Raw genomic sequence first — 16,769 nt, forward strand, 5'->3', positions numbered from 1 at the left:
ACACTTTGTATTAAATACCATTTATATTTCACAGTAATGACCAATAAAAAAGGCCTCAAAATTTCGAGGCCTTTTTTGTCGCTAAACAAGTATTAACAGTTCATGTTAACCTAATTTAGCTCTGGCATTTCTAAACATTCTCATCCAAGGGCTATCTTCGCCCCATTCATCAGGATGCCATGAGTTGGCCACGGTTCTAAACACACGCTCAGGGTGTGGCATCATGATAGTTACGCGGCCATCAGTGCTACAGATCCCTGTTAAGGCGTTCGGTGAACCATTAGGGTTTTCTGGATACTGAGTGGCAATCTGCCCATGGCCATCAACAAAACGCAGGGCGATGGTGCCCGAAGCTTCTGCAGCAGCTAGGGCTGCTGGCGACGCAAACTCGGCGCGACCTTCTCCATGGGATACCGCGATCGGCATACGCGATCCTTGCATCCCCTCAAAGAACAACGACGGGCTCTGCTGCACTTCAACCAAGCTAAAGCGAGCTTCAAAGCGCTCAGAGCGGTTACGCACAAAGTGTGGCCAGTGCTCAGTGCCCGGGATAATATCTTTTAAGTTAGATAACATCTGGCAACCGTTACAGACGCCGAGGGCGAAGCTGTCTTGACGCTCAAAGAAGCGGCTAAACTGCTCACGCGCGCGGGCATTAAACAATATCGATTTAGCCCAACCTTCACCCGCGCCCAATACGTCGCCGTATGAGAAGCCACCACAAGCCGCTAGGCCTTGGAACTCTTCAAGGCTAATTCGGCCAGACAAGATATCCGACATATGCACATCACGGCTTTCGAAACCGGCTCTATCAAACGCGGCCGCCATCTCTAGATGTGAGTTAACGCCCTGCTCACGCAAAATCGCCATCTTAGGCGCAGCGCCTTTAAGGATATAAGGTGCTGCAATATCTTCGCTTGGATTAAAGGTCAGATCCACGGTCAAACCCGGAGCATCGGCCACTTGCTTAAGCTGAAACTCTTCTAGGGCGCATTCTGGGTTGTCACGTAAAGCTTGCATGCGATAGGTGGTTTCAGCCCAGATGGTTCTCAGCTCGGTGCGCGACTCACGTAATACTTCACTCGCGCCGTCAAAAATAACAATATCATCACCAGCCACTGGTTTAGCAACGCTGACACACGCCACGCCAGCGGCCTGATACTGCGCCTTAATGGCACTGGCATCAGATGCACTCACTTGGATAACGGCGCCCAGCTCTTCGTTAAACAAGCGCTCAACATGGGTTCCGCTCAAGGCTTCAAGGTTCACCTCAAGCCCAGTATTACCCGCAAACGCCATCTCGACTAAGCTCGTTAATAAACCACCGTCACTGCGGTCGTGATAGGCAATAATCGCTTTTTTCGCAACCAGTTTTTGGGTCACGTCGAAGAAACCACGCAGCAGCGCAGCATCATTAAGATCTGGCGCCACATCACCAAGCTGGCTATAGACTTGCGCTAAACAAGAGCCCCCCAAACGGTGATGGCCTGCACTCAGATCCACCAGCAGTAACTCGGTCTCACCTTTGTCGCTGCGCAGCTCAGGCGTTACCGTATTACGAATATCTTGTACGACACCAAAGGCGGTGATCACCAGTGACATCGGCGAGGTTACCGCTTTATCGACGCCATCATCTTGCCAAGCGGTCTTCATCGACATAGAGTCTTTGCCGACCGGAATGGTTAAATCAAGCTCTGGACACAGCTGCTCCCCCACGGCCTTAACCGCTTCGTAAAGGCCAGCATCTTCACCAGGATGACCAGCAGCCGACATCCAGTTAGCCGACAGTTTGATGCGCTTGAACGAGCCAATATCGGTACCGGCAATGTTCATAATAGACTCGGCAACAGCCATGCGAGCCGAAGCGCCAAAGTCTAATAAGGCCAGCGGCGTGCGCTCACCAATCGACATGGCTTCACCGGCGTAAGTGTCGAAACTCGACGCGGTCACCGCACAATCGGCCACGGGCACCTGCCAAGGGCCCACCATCTGATCGCGATTCACCAAACCAGTAACAGTGCGGTCGCCAATGGTAATAAGGAAGGTTTTTTCCGCCACTGTGGGTAAACGTAGTACACGTTGCACCGCCTCTTTCAACTCGATAGCCCCCTGATCTAACGCTGGAGACTGCGCTTTTTGTGATACCACATCGCGGCTCATTTTAGGCGCTTTACCTAGCAAGACATCTAAAGGTAAGTCGATAGGCATATTGTCAAAGTGGCTGTCAGACAGCGATAAATGCCGCTCCTGCGTTGCCTCACCGACCACGGCAAATGGCGCGCGTTCACGCTCACAAATCGCGGTAAATACAGCTAGATTTTCGGGCGCGACTGACATCACATAACGCTCTTGCGACTCGTTGCACCAGATCTCTAATGGGCTCATGCCGGGTTCATCAGATGGCACATTACGCAGTTCAAATTTACCGCCGCGCTCACCATCGTTAACTAGCTCAGGGAAAGCGTTAGATAAACCACCAGCGCCGACATCGTGAATAAACTGAATCGGATTGTCATCACCCATCTGCCAGCAGCGATCGATCACCTCTTGGCAACGACGCTCCATCTCTGGGTTTTCACGCTGCACAGAAGCAAAGTCTAAGTCTTCGCTAGACTGACCTGAGGCCATAGATGATGCCGCGCCGCCGCCCAAACCGATATTCATCGCTGGGCCACCTAACACAATCAGCTTGGCGCCAACGGTGATTTCACCTTTTTGTACATGTTCTTCGCGGATATTACCCAAACCACCCGCCAGCATAATGGGCTTATGGTAACCACGCACCTCAACACCATTATGGCTAGAGACTTGCTGCTCGTACGTACGGAAGTAACCCACTAATGCTGGGCGACCGAATTCGTTATTGAAGGCCGCGCCACCTAATGGGCCTTCGGTCATGATATCGAGCGCAGTGACGATGCGATCCGGCTTACCATAATCACCTTCCCAAGGTTGCACGAAACCTGGGATCTTAAGGTTAGAGACACTAAAGCCAGTTAATCCTGCTTTAGGCTTAGAGCCTCGGCCAGTGGCACCTTCGTCACGAATTTCACCGCCCGAACCGGTTGCCGCACCGGGATATGGACTAATCGCCGTGGGGTGATTGTGGGTTTCCACCTTCATCAACACATGCATAGGTTCTGTATGGTAGGCGTACACCCCATTTTGCTCAGGGAAGAAACGCCCAGCCACCGAACCTTCCATCACTGCGGCGTTATCTTTATACGCGGACAACACATGATCAGGCGTCTTTTCGAAGGTGTTTTTAATCATTTTGAACAGCGATTTAGGCTGAACTTCGCCGTCGATTGTCCAATCGGCATTAAAGATTTTATGTCGGCAGTGCTCAGAGTTTGCCTGTGCAAACATCATCAGCTCAACGTCATTTGGATTACGGTTAAGACGGACAAAGTTATCGACTAAGTAATCTATCTCATCTGCCGCTAACGCAAGCCCTAGCTCGATATTGGCTTGCTCGAGCGCGCGTTTGCCTTCACCGAGAATATTCACACTGGTGACTTTGGCTGGCGCAGTGCGAGCAAACAAGCTAGCAGCTTGCTCAAAATCAGTCAGCATCACTTCGACCATGCGGTCATGTAATAGTTGGTTTAACTGCTTTTGCTGCTCATCATTAAGACTATCGCCTTGGACGTAATACGCGACACCACGCTCTAAACGCTTCACTTTGTGTAAACCACAATTGTGTGCGATGTCTGTCGCTTTAGATGACCAGGGAGAGATGGTGCCGGGACGGGGAGTAACAAAGTAGAGGGTGCCTTGTGGAGCATGTGCTTCGATAGCGGGTCCATAGGTCAGTAACTTGGCTAGTTGCTGGGTTTCGCTAGCATCTAGCGTAGCGGTTAAATCGGCTAAATGTACAAACTCAGCGTAGATATTGTTAATGGGCAGAGCTGCGTTATCACAGGATGCCATTAATTTTTGAACTCTAAACGCTGATAATGCAGGGGCTCCGCGGATGATCTCCATCACGTCTTTTCACCTTATTAATTATAATTGCAGGGTCAGATCTGGCGCTATTATAGGGAAATACGGTGCACAAATCATCAGGCTTGTGGCGCCAAAACGGCGTTTCATTCAGTTTATTAGCCTCGTAATGCGAAAACTGCATTACGTGATAAAAAAACTGACTTGAAAATACAAAATATTCCCATAATTAACGGGACATGACTGCACGAAATGCCAGCAAAAATATAATGAGCAACTACTGAAAAATCGATTAAAATTAATTTATTACTCAGTAACATACTGCTGGAAGCTGTCTATTATTGAGTTTTATCTCATTATGATACAATAAGCGTCCTACTCGCTTTCAAACATGTTTTTACCGCGTATTGCCGCGCTGTCATAGATGCGATACCACAATAAACAAGGGCAGTTAAGGGCTCTTACCAACACGGTATATGACTCTATTATGCGCAGTGGATTTATACACAAAACACTAGCGCTGAGTATCACAGCGCAACGCTTCACCAGATTCGTCTGGGTACTCAACCCATTGCAAATTGATGACATGCCATCTCAAACCATAAACAGGTTCTAGCGGTGGCCTTATGACAGACAACTAGATTCACGGGGGACATTAATGCGACATCTTTTGTTGATTCTTAGCTGCTTATTATTACTGACTGCCTGTCAGCCAAGCGCTGTGGACGCAACAAAAGTGCCAACGCCAGTGGAAGTGAAAACCCAACTCAATGTTGGCACCCTTTATGGCGCGCAGGTCTATGTGACCACGGGCCAAGGCACCGCAGGCTTTGACTACGAGATGGCTGAGCGCTTTGCCGAGCATGTAGGCTTAACCCTTAATATGCGACCTTACGCAACCATTGCCGAACTTTATAATGCATTGCAACAAGGCGAAGTTGACCTGATAGCGGCCGGTTTGACCGATACTCAGCAGCGCCGCGAGCTGTTTAGGGTCGGACCGCCCCTTTATTACGTCAATCAAGTCTTGGTGTTTAAACAAGGGGAAAGGTACCCGGCGGATATCAGTCAGCTTGATGACAATATCAATGTGATTGCCGATTCATCGTTTATTGAAACCTTAGCCAACTTACAAAAACTCTACCCCGAGTTGGTGTGGGATCAACATAACGATAAAGACAGCGAAGAGCTGTTGGCGATGATAGCTCGCGATGAAATTCGCTACACAATTGCTGACTCGACAACGTTCGAGATCAATCGCCGCTATATGCCAGAACTCAGGGCAGGCCCAGTGCTGCGGGAAGAGCAAGCCATTGTCTGGCTACTGCCAGCCAATAACAGCGATATGTTAATGAGCCAACTGCTGAGCTTTTGGCATGAGCAGCAGCGCCTTGGCACCCTAGATCATTTAAATGAAAAGTATTTTGCCCACGTCAAGCGATTCGATTATGTCGATACTCGCGCGTTTTTACGCGCCATCGACACTAAGCTGCCTAAATACCAGAAACAATTTCAACAATACGCAGGCAATATCGATTGGCGTAAGCTCGCGGCAACGGCTTACCAAGAGTCGCACTGGAATCCCAATGCTCGTTCTCCCACTGGCGTGCGCGGGTTAATGATGCTCACCTTGCCGACCGCTAAACAGGTAGGGATCAGCAACCGCTTAGACCCAGAGCAAAGCATTAAAGGCGGCGCTAAATACCTTAACGATATTCTGGAGCGACTCCCTGAGTCTATACCGGAAAATCAACGTATGTGGTTTGCCCTCGCCTCGTACAATATTGGCTATGGGCATGTGGAAGATGCGCGTAAATTAGCCGAGTCAATGGGGCTTAATCCCAGTGCTTGGCGCGATGTGAAACAAGTGCTTCCCTTGTTGCAAAAACGCAAATATTATAAGCAGACACGCTATGGTTATGCTCGTGGTAGCGAGGCTGTCCATTATGTTGATAATATCCGTCGTTACTATGATACGTTGGTGTGGATAGACAATCAGAACCAGCAACTCCAAGATAGCTTTGCGGATAATGCTCAGCAGACAGCCGATAAGACCCAGATAGAAACCGAGCCCGAGACAACCCCAAGCTTAGGTGCCGCTCCAGCGCAATAAGTAAGGGGCATTATGCTGTCACAATAGCGCGTCATCATCGGCAGCAAAGGCTGCATTCAGCATCAAAAGGAGCTTAACGATGAAAAGAAAATCTTTAAACAACTTAACGTCTCGACGTCGAGCACAGATAAAAGTTAAACATCAGAAAACGCTCAACCGTCAAAAGAAGTTTTTCACTTTTATCAGACAAAACAGCGAAAGTTGTATCGATTAACACCAACAAGGGCTTACTCAGTAAGCCCTTGTTGTTTTGCAGCCAGCTTTAACGCCTTTTTCTCTTGCCTGCGACGACGAAAAAAAGCACTCAGCTGGGTCGCGCATTCATCGGCTAGCACCCCAGAGGTAACCTCTAGCTGATGATTAAACGCATTAAAACGCAATAAGTCTAACACGCTACCTGCCGCGCCAGTTTTAGGATCGGCCGCGCCAAATACCACTCGCGACACCCTGGCATGCACCATCGCCGCGGCGCACATGGCACAAGGCTCTAACGTCACATACAAAGTAGTATCGAGCAGACGATAATTTTCAACGACCTGACCCGCTGCTCGAATGCACAACATCTCCGCATGGGCGCTGGCATCATGCTGACCGATATTAAGATTAAAACCTTCGGCAAGGATTTTACCCTCTTTAACCAACACCGCCCCCACAGGCACCTCGCCCGCAGCTTCAGCCTTTGCGGCTAACGCCAGTGCATGGCGCATAAACTGGATATCTTGCTCTTGTTGAGCGTTTTTCGCTATCTGAGACAAGTCACTTTCTCCCCCAATTACAACCCTATACCAATAGTTTATCCCAAAGCCACTCATGATGGTTGCAGCTTATTCACGGCTCACCAATTAACCCAGATTAAAAGGCATCACATTGACATAAGTTCCTAATCGATACGCTAGATAATCAACTAGGTGATCGCTGGCGATGGCTAGCCACACCAATATTGATTGGCCAGTCGGCGCCCATAAAAAAGGGGCATATTGCTATGCCCCTCTGTTTAGTTGAGTGCTAGGAAACTATTCCCACTCAATCGTCGCAGGTGGCTTACCAGAAATATCGTAAACCACACGAGAAATACCGTCGATCTCGTTGATAATGCGATTTGATACGCGACCTAAGAAATCATAAGGTAGGTGCGCCCAATGAGCGGTCATAAAGTCGATAGTTTCAACCGCACGTAGTGATACCACCCAATCATATTTACGGCCATCACCCATAACGCCTACAGAGCGTACCGGTAAGAATACGGTAAAGGCTTGGCTGACTTTGTTGTATAGGTCGGCTTTATGCAACTCTTCGATGAAAATCGCATCGGCGCGGCGCAACAGGTCACAGTACTCTTTTTTCACTTCGCCCAGTACACGTACACCAAGACCTGGGCCTGGGAACGGATGACGATACAACATGTTGTAAGGTAGGCCTAATTCGAGACCAATCTTACGTACTTCATCTTTAAACAGCTCACGTAGCGGTTCGACTAAGCCCATCTCCATATCATCTGGCAAACCGCCAACGTTATGGTGCGACTTAATCACATGCGCCTTACCCGTTGCACTACCGGCTGATTCAATCACATCAGGATAGATGGTGCCTTGTGCTAACCACTTAGCATTAGCGCATTTTTTCGACTCTTCATCGAAAATATCCACAAACACTTTACCGATAATTTTACGCTTAGCTTCTGGCTCAGCTTCGCTGGCAAGGGCGTCAAGGAACCGGTTTTCAGCATCGACATGCACTATGTTGAGTCCGAAGTGGTCGCCAAACATCTCGAGTACTTGTTCAGCTTCATTCAAACGCAGCAGGCCGTTATCCACAAATACACAGGTCAACTTTTTGCCAATAGCGCGGTGCAGCAACATAGCAACGACTGACGAGTCAACACCACCAGACAAGCCTAAGATCACTTCGTCATCGCCAATTTGCTGCTTTAAGCGAGCAATGGCGTCTTCGATAATCGAGGCAGGTTTCCAGTTGGCTTCACACTGACAAATCTCCAGCGCGAAATGCTCTAGCATGCGCTTACCTTGACGAGTGTGCGTCACTTCAGGGTGAAACTGCACCCCGTAAAATTGCTTGTCCTCGTTCGCCATGGCAGCAAATGGACAGGTATCGGTTTTAGCAACAGTAACAAAACCCTCAGGGATTGCAGACACTTTGTCACCGTGGCTCATCCAAACGTCCAGCAGAGCCTTACCTGTATCGCTCACCGCATCTTCGATGCTCTTAAAGAGCTTAGATGGGTTTTGCACCTCTATTTGGGCATAACCAAATTCACCTTCACCTATGCCTTTAATCACTTTACCGCCCAGCTGCTCAGACATGGTTTGCATGCCATAGCAAATGCCTAATACTGGCACGCCAGCATTAAACACATATTCAGGTGCTCGTGGTGAGTTAGCTTCGGTGACACTTTCAGGGCCACCCGCCAGGATAATACCGTTAGGGGCAAACTCTTTGATTTGTGCCTCAGACACATCCCAAGCCCAAAGCTCACAGTAAACACCGATTTCACGAATTCGGCGGGCAATCAATTGAGTGTACTGAGATCCAAAATCTAAAATGAGGATCTTATGATCATGAATGTTGCTCATGGTTTACCTTAATATCTTTTAAATTTATCGCGTGGCCGAAAAACATCTCGGCAGATCAAATGAATCAACGGCAAGGCATAGTGATGCCCTGCCTGAATGCCACTTTTTATGAACCGCTACGGTAGTTAGGCGCTTCTTTACTGATGGTCACATCGTGTACATGGGACTCGCCCATACCTGCCGAGGTCACTTTAACGAATTCGGCTTTTTCGCTGAGGTCTTTAATGGTTGGACAACCGGTTAAGCCCATGCATGAACGTAGGCCACCCATGTGCTGATGGATGATCTCTTTAAGCTTACCTTTGTAAGGTACGCGACCTTCGATCCCCTCAGGTACCAGCTTGTCAGCGGCATTGTCACTTTGGAAATAACGGTCTGATGAGCCTTGTGTCATGGCGCCTAGAGAGCCCATTCCACGGTATGATTTATAGGCACGGCCATTGTAAAGTTCGGTTTCACCCGGCGCTTCTTCAGTACCGGCAAACATAGAGCCTGCCATGATGCATGATGCGCCAGCGGCTAAGGCTTTGGCTAAATCGCCAGAGAAACGAATACCACCATCGGCAATCACAGGAATATCTAGGTGCTTAACGGCTGCAGCGGCGTCAGATACGGCGGTAATTTGCGGCACACCAACACCCGTTACGATGCGTGTGGTGCAGATAGAACCAGGGCCAATACCCACTTTAACGGCGTTAACGCCAGCATCAACCAAGGCCAAAGCGCCTTCGGCTGTGGCCACATTGCCACCAACAATTTGCAGCTCTGGATATTTGGCACGGGTATCACGAATACGTTGTAAAACCCCTTCTGAATGACCATGAGATGAGTCAATCAAGAGCACATCAATACCGGCCTTAACCAAGGCATCAACACGCTCTTCATTACCAGGGCCGGCACCAACTGCGGCGCCCACACGTAAACGACCAAACTCATCCTTACAGGCATTGGGTTTACGCTCAGCTTTTTGGAAGTCTTTAACTGTGATAAGGCCTTTCAGTCTAAATTCGCTGTCGACCACTAACACTTTCTCAACGCGGTGAGCATGCATCAGTTTTTGCACTTCATCGAGCTTAGTGCCTTCAGGAACAGTCACTAAGCGTTCTTTAGGGGTCATCACCTTATCAACGGTGCGGCTCCAGTCTGTGATAAAGCGAACGTCACGACCAGTGATAATACCCACTAATTCGTGTGCATCATTCACCACAGGGTAACCCGCAAAACCATTCTTTTCCGTTAATACTTTAAGCTGCTCAAGTGTCGTAGTTGGCGTAACCGTCACAGGTTGCTGAACGATACCGGCCTCATAAATCTTAACCTGACGAACTTGCTCGGCTTGCTGCTCGATACTCATATTTTTATGAATAAAGCCCAAACCGCCCTCTTGCGCCATCGCAATAGCAAGACGCGCTTCAGTCACGGTATCCATGGCTGCAGAGACAATAGGCACATTGAGTTCAATTTTTTGAGTTAAGCGAGTTTTTAGAATGGCTGTATTAGGGAGTACAGTAGAGTGCGCTGGCACCAGTAAAACATCATCAAAGGTTAGCGCTTCTTTTTTTAAACGTAGCATGGCAACATCTCCCCACGAGGGTTAAATAAGAGGTAAAATATTGCGGCGAGATTATACCTTGCATCTTGACCTTGGTAAATGGAAAATAGCAAAAAAGTCGCCTTAGAATGAAAATGTCTATGAAAATGCCAAAAAATAATGTTTACACCGTTACACGCCTTAACGGTGAAGTGCGGCAGCTTCTCGAAAGTGAGTTAGGCAGAGTATGGCTCGAAGCCGAAATATCAAACTTTTCAGCCCCCAGCTCAGGCCATTGGTATTTAACCTTAAAAGACAATCAGGCCCAGATCCGCTCGGCGATGTTTAAAGGTAAAAACCGTAGCGTCACCTTTCGGCCAGCCAATGGCCAACAAGTACTAGTCAAAGGCTCGATTAGCGTTTATGAACCTAGAGGGGACTACCAACTCATTATCGACTCTATGCTACCGGCCGGCGATGGCTTGTTAGCCCAGCAGTATGAAGCGTTAAAAATGAAACTGGCTGGCGAGGGGCTATTTGCCGTGGACACCAAACGCCCCCTCCCCAGCCACATTCAGCGCATTGGGATTATTACCTCACCGACAGGCGCCGCCATAAGGGATGTGCTGCATGTGTTAAAGCGCCGCGATCCGTCCATTGAGGTGATCATCTATCCCAGTGCCGTGCAAGGTGAACACGCCGACAAGTCGCTGTGCCATGCCATTATGCAGGCCAACGATCGCAACGAAGTCGATGTCCTACTGTTGACTCGTGGTGGCGGATCATTAGAAGATCTCTGGTGTTTTAACAGCGAAGCGTTAGCCCATACCATCTACAATAGCGCCTTGCCCATCGTCTCAGCCGTAGGTCATGAAGTCGACACCACCATTAGCGACTATGTTGCCGACCTGCGCGCACCGACCCCGTCAGCGGCCGCAGAGTTACTGTCGAATGATGCCATAAGTAAACGCGACAAACTCAACGTCGCCATGAATCGCCTGCGTCAAGGATGGCAGCATTACCGCTTGACCCAGCAACAACGCTTTAGCCAGTTAGAACACAAATTACATCGCCAAGATCCTAAGCGGCGCTTACAGCAATATGAACAACGTTTCGATGAGATACAGCTAAGGCTCGAGTCTGCTATCAATGCTAGGCTTTCAAGCTTAACAATGCACAGCCAAGGGTTGGCCCACCGTTTAGCCCAGCAATCCCCCCGCAATCGCTTACAGCTTGAGCAGAGTCGCTTGAATTACCTCAACCAAAAGCTCAATAAAGCGCTGCAAACTCAGCTTAGTGATGCCAATAAAGCACTCGTCTACGCCGCTCATCAACTTGAGACAGTCAGCCCTCTGGCCACCTTAAGCCGCGGCTACAGTATTACCCTTGATGCAAAAGGAGGCGTGGTACACAAGGTGGACGATGTGAGCGTTGGCGATAGGTTAACCACTAAGCTTGTCGATGGCGAAGTGCAATCGACCGTGTTATGACTGCCGGCTAGATTAGCCTAAATAAACTCAGCTGAATTTGCCCCCAGTAGGTAGGCCTTCAAATGCTGGTGTTGGTATTGTTATATTTTAACATTTGGTGGTGTTGGATCTTACATCGTCAAAAAGGGTATTAGCGTTAAAACCACAGCAAAAGCCAATAACACTTTATGCCAAGTAGGCAATTTACCAACCGCCTTTTATCCAAAATATCTATGGATACACTCATCACTTTAAATACTCAATAACTAGATTATTAGCACATACGGCCTTGGCAAGTCATTCGTCATCCAGGTCTATCAAACTAAACAGTAAAAATAAAAATCATCTAAATTCAGGCACTTAATGCAGAAACTTAACCCGCAATCAACAAAAAAGGCCAGCGATAGTCGCTGGCCTTTAGTGACATTAATCTAAGTGATTAGATTACTTTTTACTGTCTTTAATATGCGTCATCATACGCTTACGGCGACGCTCTTGGCTAACAGTGAGCTTCTTACTGTTCATGCCTTCAAACGGGTTACCGCCCTCTTGGAAGCGCACCTGAATTGGCGTGCCCATTACTTTGAGTGAACGACGGAAGTAGTTCATCATAAAGCGTTTGTATGAGTCTGGTAGCTTCTTCACCTGATTACCGTGAATAACCACAATCGGTGGGTTGTAACCCCCAGCATGCGCATATTTAAGCTTAACGCGGCGACCGTTAACCAAAGGTGGCTGATGATCATCTTGCGCCATCTGCATGATACGAGTCAGCATAGAGGTACTAACGCGGCGCGTTGCACTCTCGTAAGCTTCTTGTACCGATTCAAATAGATGGCCTACACCTGTGCCATGCAGCGCCGAGATAAAGTGAATACGAGCAAAATCGATAAAGCCAAGGCGACGGTCAAGCTCGCTTTTAACCCTATCTTTTACTTCCTGGTCGATACCATCCCACTTATTTACCGCAATAACCAGCGCTCGTCCTGCGTTTAACGCAAAACCTAATAGCCCTAAGTCTTGCTCGGCAATGCCTTCACGGGCGTCCACAATCAGCAATACCACGTTGGCATCTTCAACCGCTTTCAAGGTTTTGATAACCGAGAACTTCTCGACAGTTTCATGCACCTTGCTGCGACGACGCACACCTGCGGTGTCAATGATCACATATTCTTGGCCGTCGCGCTCCAGCGGTATGTAGATACTGTCGCGCGTGGTGCCTGGCTCGTCATAAACCACAACGCGCTCTTCACCCAAAATACGGTTGGTTAACGTTGACTTACCGACGTTAGGTTTACCGATAATCGCCAGTTTAATGGGTAAATCCTGCAGGCGTTTTTGCTCGGCTTCCGCTTCTTCTTCGGTGTATTCACGCTCATCCTCAGGCGCTTCTTCATCAGTATCACGAGTAAGACCCATAGCTTCTGCATAGGGAGCGAGTGCGTACTCAATCATGTTGGTGACGCCGCGTCCCTGTGAAGCCGCCATTTGGTACACTTCGCCTAAGCCTAGCGCCCAAAACTCAGCACAAGCTGAGTCAGCATCGATACCATCGACTTTATTGGCCACAACAAAGGTGGTTTTTTGGCGGCGACGTAAATGCTCTGCAATCACCTGATCGGCGGCGGTTAAACCAGCGCGCGCATCGGTTAAAAACAGGACCACATCGGCTTCTTCAATCGCTGCTAACGACTGCTCTGCCATGCGGGTTTCAATACCCTCTTCGGTGCCGTCGATACCACCAGTGTCAACCACGATAAACTCGTAGCCAGACAGGTGAGCACGGCCGTACTTACGATCCCGAGTCAGTCCAGGGTAGTCTGCTACCAAGGCATCTCTGGTGCGCGTAAGACGATTGAACAGGGTCGACTTACCTACGTTTGGTCGGCCAACAAGGGCCACAACTGGAATCATTTTCTTGCCTCTAATCTACACATTTTTGAACATCTAAAATAAAAAGCCCCCAGAACTAACGTCCAGGGGCTTCATAAACTGTAAAGCTCGCCTTATGGAAGCGTTATTCTAGCAACCTTGCCGCCACGCGTCTGTAGATAGATTTTATCATCTATTACTAGCGGCTGGCTAAATAAACCTGAACTATCCACTTCAACACGGCCGACTATTTTACCACTGGTGCGATCGATAAAGTGTAAGTAACCTTCATAATCACCCACGACGATATAATCTTGGTATACTGCTGGCGAGGTCAAATCACGATTGGTCAGCTCACTGTTACTCCAGTTTTCCAAACCATTGCGTTTATCGACGGCGTAAATACGGCTATGATCATCGACCAAATAGAGATTTAACCCTGCTGAGTCTAGCTCATTAAAGCTGGAGTATTTACGGCTCCATACGATACGACCACTGCGTAGTTCCATCGAGACTAAATTACCGTTATAGCTGACTGCATAGAGGTTTTCACCACTGATCAGTGGCTTCATGTCCACGTCAGCCATACGGGTAAATTCATTACCGCCTTTTGGGGTATAAATAGCTTGTTCCCATGCAGCTTGACCATTGTCTTTAATCACCACGGCAATCTTGCCATCGGCAGTTCCCACAAAGAAGCCGCCAGCTTCATAGGTGGCCGAACCAGTACCACGCAGGGTTAATGTAGGCAACTTGCTTTTGTACACCCACAGCAGTTCGCCATCATCGACATTGTACGCTTCGAGGGTGCCAGAACTGGTGTTAACCACCACCGCATCATCGCCAACGGTAGGCGCTGATAATAACTCTCCACCAGCGACCACATCCCAAACCATCTCACCGGTTTCGGCGTCTAGGGCGGCAAAGAAACCGCTTTCACCGCCAACAAAAACTTTGTTTCTGGCAGCAGTAACGCCAGCACCTAAACGGGCACCGTGGTTTTTCGCTAATGGGCGATCTCGAAATGAGGCGCTGATATCGACAGTCCATACTGTTTCACCAGTAGCTTCATCAAAGGCTGAAATTTGCCCATAACGATCAACCGCATACAACTTACCGTAACGAACCGCTGGACGCAGATCGGAATAGAAATCACCCACGCCACTACCGATATTGGTACTCCAGCTTACTTCTGGAAATACGCTAGCCTCAATTTCTGGCAGTGGACTAACGGGTTCCTCTTCGACATCATTTGAAGAGCAAGCGGTGAGCATGCTAATGCTCAGACCACAAGCGAGTAACGTTTTGCACCAAGACTTCATGGGCAGCATCCTTATGCCTTGTTCAGGTTATCAAGCTTCATCTGAAGCGCTGGGCTAGTGGTCGTGCCGCCATTATCGATAGCTGACTGATAGGCACTCTTAGCCTTATCGGCTTCGCCCTGACGCACTAAGAAATCACCTTTTAGCTCGTCACGTTGTACCGCAAACGCAGGCGCTGACACTTGCTCTAGTGTCGCGATAGCCGTGGCAAATTGACCTTGTTCGGCCTGCACACGGGCAAGACGCAAAGTGGCAATGGCTACTAAGCCTTCATCAGCCTGAGTCGCAACCACTTGCTTTAACGATTGCTCGGCTTTATCTAAGTCGCCCGCTTCAACCGCGGCCTTAGCCACAATGAGTTCTAACAAGGCTTGATAGCCAGTTTGTCCTTCATGCTCTTTAGCAAAACTTTCTGCAGCAGCGAGCATGCTGGTATCTGAGGTAACCGAGGCGGTAACGGTTTGGAACGCTTCAGAGGCAGCCTGTGACTGCGCCACTTGATAATCTGAATAGTAGTTCCAACCATATAGACCGCCTAGGCCGACAACGGCGCCGATAACGATCGAGCTGCCATAATCTTTCCAAAACTGTTTGATAGCATCGACTTGTTGTTCTTCTGTGCTATAAATTTCCACGTTCAACTCCCCTTAAATGAGTTCTGCAATGTAAGTTGCTAACGCATCACGTGCAACTAATTGTTGTTCTTTATCTTCACGCAGATATTTGACGGCCACTTGGCCATTAGCCAGTTCATTCTCGCCAATCAAGATAGCCACTGTTGCTCCGCTTTTATCGGCGCGCTTCATCTGTTTCTTAAAGTTACCGCCACCACAATGGCTCATCACTTTAAGCCCTGGGATATCGCGTAGTTGTTGAGCAATCTTAATGGCTTCAACGCGGCAGTTGTCACCCATCGCCGTGACATACACATCCACAGGACCACGGACATCATCGGTTAGCTCAAGGGTTTCTAGCATCAATACGATACGCTCAAGCCCCATAGCAAACCCGACAGCAGGCGTATCTTTGCCGCCTAACTGACCAACGAGGCCATCATAACGGCCACCGGCAAGAACAGTACCCTGAGCGCCTAGACTGTCTGTAACCCACTCAAATACCGTGCGATTATAATAATCTAAACCACGGACTAAGCGAGGGTTAATCGTGTATTGGATACCAACGGCGTCAAGTAGTTCACATAAATGTGAAAAATGCGCTTTAGTCTCTTCACCTAGGTAATCCATCAATTCTGGCGCGTTAACCAGTAAGGCTTGTACCTCAGGGTTTTTAGTGTCCAATACCCGCAGTGGATTACTGTACATACGGCGCTGGCTATCTTCGTCCAGTTGCTCTTTGTATTGCTCAAGAAAGGCAATAAGCGCATCGCGATACACCGCGCGCTCTGCAGGATCGCCAAGGGTATTAAGCTCAAGCTTGACATGCTGGCTAATACCCAACTTTTGCCATAGACGCGCCGACATCATTAACACTTCGGCGTCTACATCGGCAGAGCCTATGCCATACACTTCGACACCAAACTGATTGAACTGGCGATAACGTCCTTTTTGCGGACGTTCATGACGAAACATAGGGCCCATATACCATAAACGTTGCTCTTGGTTATACAGTAAACCATGCTCGTTACCGGCACGTACGGTAGATGCCGTGCCTTCAGGGCGCAGCGTAAGATAATCACCGTTGCGATCGGCAAAGGTGTACATCTCTTTTTCAACAATATCCGTTACTTCGCCGATAGAACGTTTGAAAAGATCGGTACTTTCAACAATTGGCGTTCGAATTTCGCTATATCCATAGGCAGCCACGGTATCGCGTAACACTGCTTCTAGTTTTTGCCATAAAGGGCTTTGGGTTGGCAGAATGTCATTCATTCCGCGTATCGCTTGGATCTGTTTGGCCACTGTTCAA

The 16,769-nt window shown here is 48.7% G+C and carries 10 protein-coding genes; 2 read left to right on the top strand and 8 right to left on the bottom strand.

What is annotated here, in order from left to right; all coding sequences use genetic code 11:
• Nucleotides 1-105: 105 nt before the first annotated feature.
• Nucleotides 106-3,987, bottom strand: coding sequence for a phosphoribosylformylglycinamidine synthase (gene purL, locus AC5YB1_RS14115; RefSeq protein WP_494521647.1), 3,882 nt, complete (start codon nt 3,985-3,987; stop codon nt 106-108).
• A gap of 616 nt (nt 3,988-4,603) precedes the next feature.
• Between purL and mltF the strand changes: the two genes are divergently transcribed.
• Nucleotides 4,604-6,058 carry a membrane-bound lytic murein transglycosylase MltF gene (mltF, locus tag AC5YB1_RS14120; protein WP_494519694.1) on the top strand — a complete coding sequence of 485 codons (1,455 nt, stop codon included), beginning with the start codon at nt 4,604-4,606 and terminating at the stop codon, nt 6,056-6,058.
• A 227-nt stretch (nt 6,059-6,285) separates the two neighbouring features.
• Here the strand turns inward: mltF and tadA are convergent, their stop codons facing one another.
• The 3 genes from tadA to guaB form a co-directional block, all read right to left on the bottom strand.
• Entirely contained in the window at nt 6,286-6,813 is a 528-nt protein-coding gene (gene tadA, locus AC5YB1_RS14125; protein WP_494519695.1) for a tRNA adenosine(34) deaminase TadA, read from the bottom strand.
• Between the two features lie 258 nt (nt 6,814-7,071).
• Nucleotides 7,072-8,649 (bottom strand): glutamine-hydrolyzing GMP synthase, encoded by a 1,578-nt coding sequence (gene guaA / locus AC5YB1_RS14130; protein ID WP_494519696.1) that lies wholly within the window; start codon nt 8,647-8,649, stop codon nt 7,072-7,074.
• A gap of 106 nt (nt 8,650-8,755) precedes the next feature.
• Nucleotides 8,756-10,222 carry an IMP dehydrogenase gene (gene guaB / locus AC5YB1_RS14135; RefSeq protein ID WP_494519697.1) on the bottom strand — a complete coding sequence of 489 codons (1,467 nt, stop codon included), beginning with the start codon at nt 10,220-10,222 and terminating at the stop codon, nt 8,756-8,758.
• A gap of 119 nt (nt 10,223-10,341) precedes the next feature.
• On the opposite strand from guaB, the gene xseA reads away from it, so the two are divergent.
• Nucleotides 10,342-11,670 carry an exodeoxyribonuclease VII large subunit gene (xseA, locus tag AC5YB1_RS14140; RefSeq protein ID WP_494519698.1) on the top strand — a complete coding sequence of 443 codons (1,329 nt, stop codon included), beginning with the start codon at nt 10,342-10,344 and terminating at the stop codon, nt 11,668-11,670.
• A 423-nt stretch (nt 11,671-12,093) separates the two neighbouring features.
• Here the strand turns inward: xseA and der are convergent, their stop codons facing one another.
• The 4 genes from der to hisS all read right to left on the bottom strand — a co-directional run bounded on the left by der (nt 12,094) and on the right by hisS (nt 16,762).
• Nucleotides 12,094-13,563: a ribosome biogenesis GTPase Der gene (gene der / locus AC5YB1_RS14145; protein WP_110456433.1), complete on the bottom strand. Its 1,470-nt coding sequence runs from the start codon at nt 13,561-13,563 to the stop codon at nt 12,094-12,096.
• Between the two features lie 92 nt (nt 13,564-13,655).
• The gene (gene bamB / locus AC5YB1_RS14150; RefSeq protein ID WP_494519699.1) at nt 13,656-14,843 is read right to left on the bottom strand and encodes an outer membrane protein assembly factor BamB; all 1,188 of its coding nucleotides are present in this window, start codon (nt 14,841-14,843) and stop codon (nt 13,656-13,658) included.
• Nucleotides 14,844-14,854: 11 nt separating this feature from the next.
• Nucleotides 14,855-15,478, bottom strand: coding sequence for a tetratricopeptide repeat protein (locus tag AC5YB1_RS14155; RefSeq protein WP_494519700.1), 624 nt, complete (start codon nt 15,476-15,478; stop codon nt 14,855-14,857).
• Nucleotides 15,479-15,490: 12 nt separating this feature from the next.
• The gene (gene hisS, locus AC5YB1_RS14160; RefSeq protein ID WP_494519701.1) at nt 15,491-16,762 is read right to left on the bottom strand and encodes a histidine--tRNA ligase; all 1,272 of its coding nucleotides are present in this window, start codon (nt 16,760-16,762) and stop codon (nt 15,491-15,493) included.
• Nucleotides 16,763-16,769 lie beyond the last annotated feature (7 nt).

Source organism: Shewanella sp. 433 (assembly GCF_059338565.1).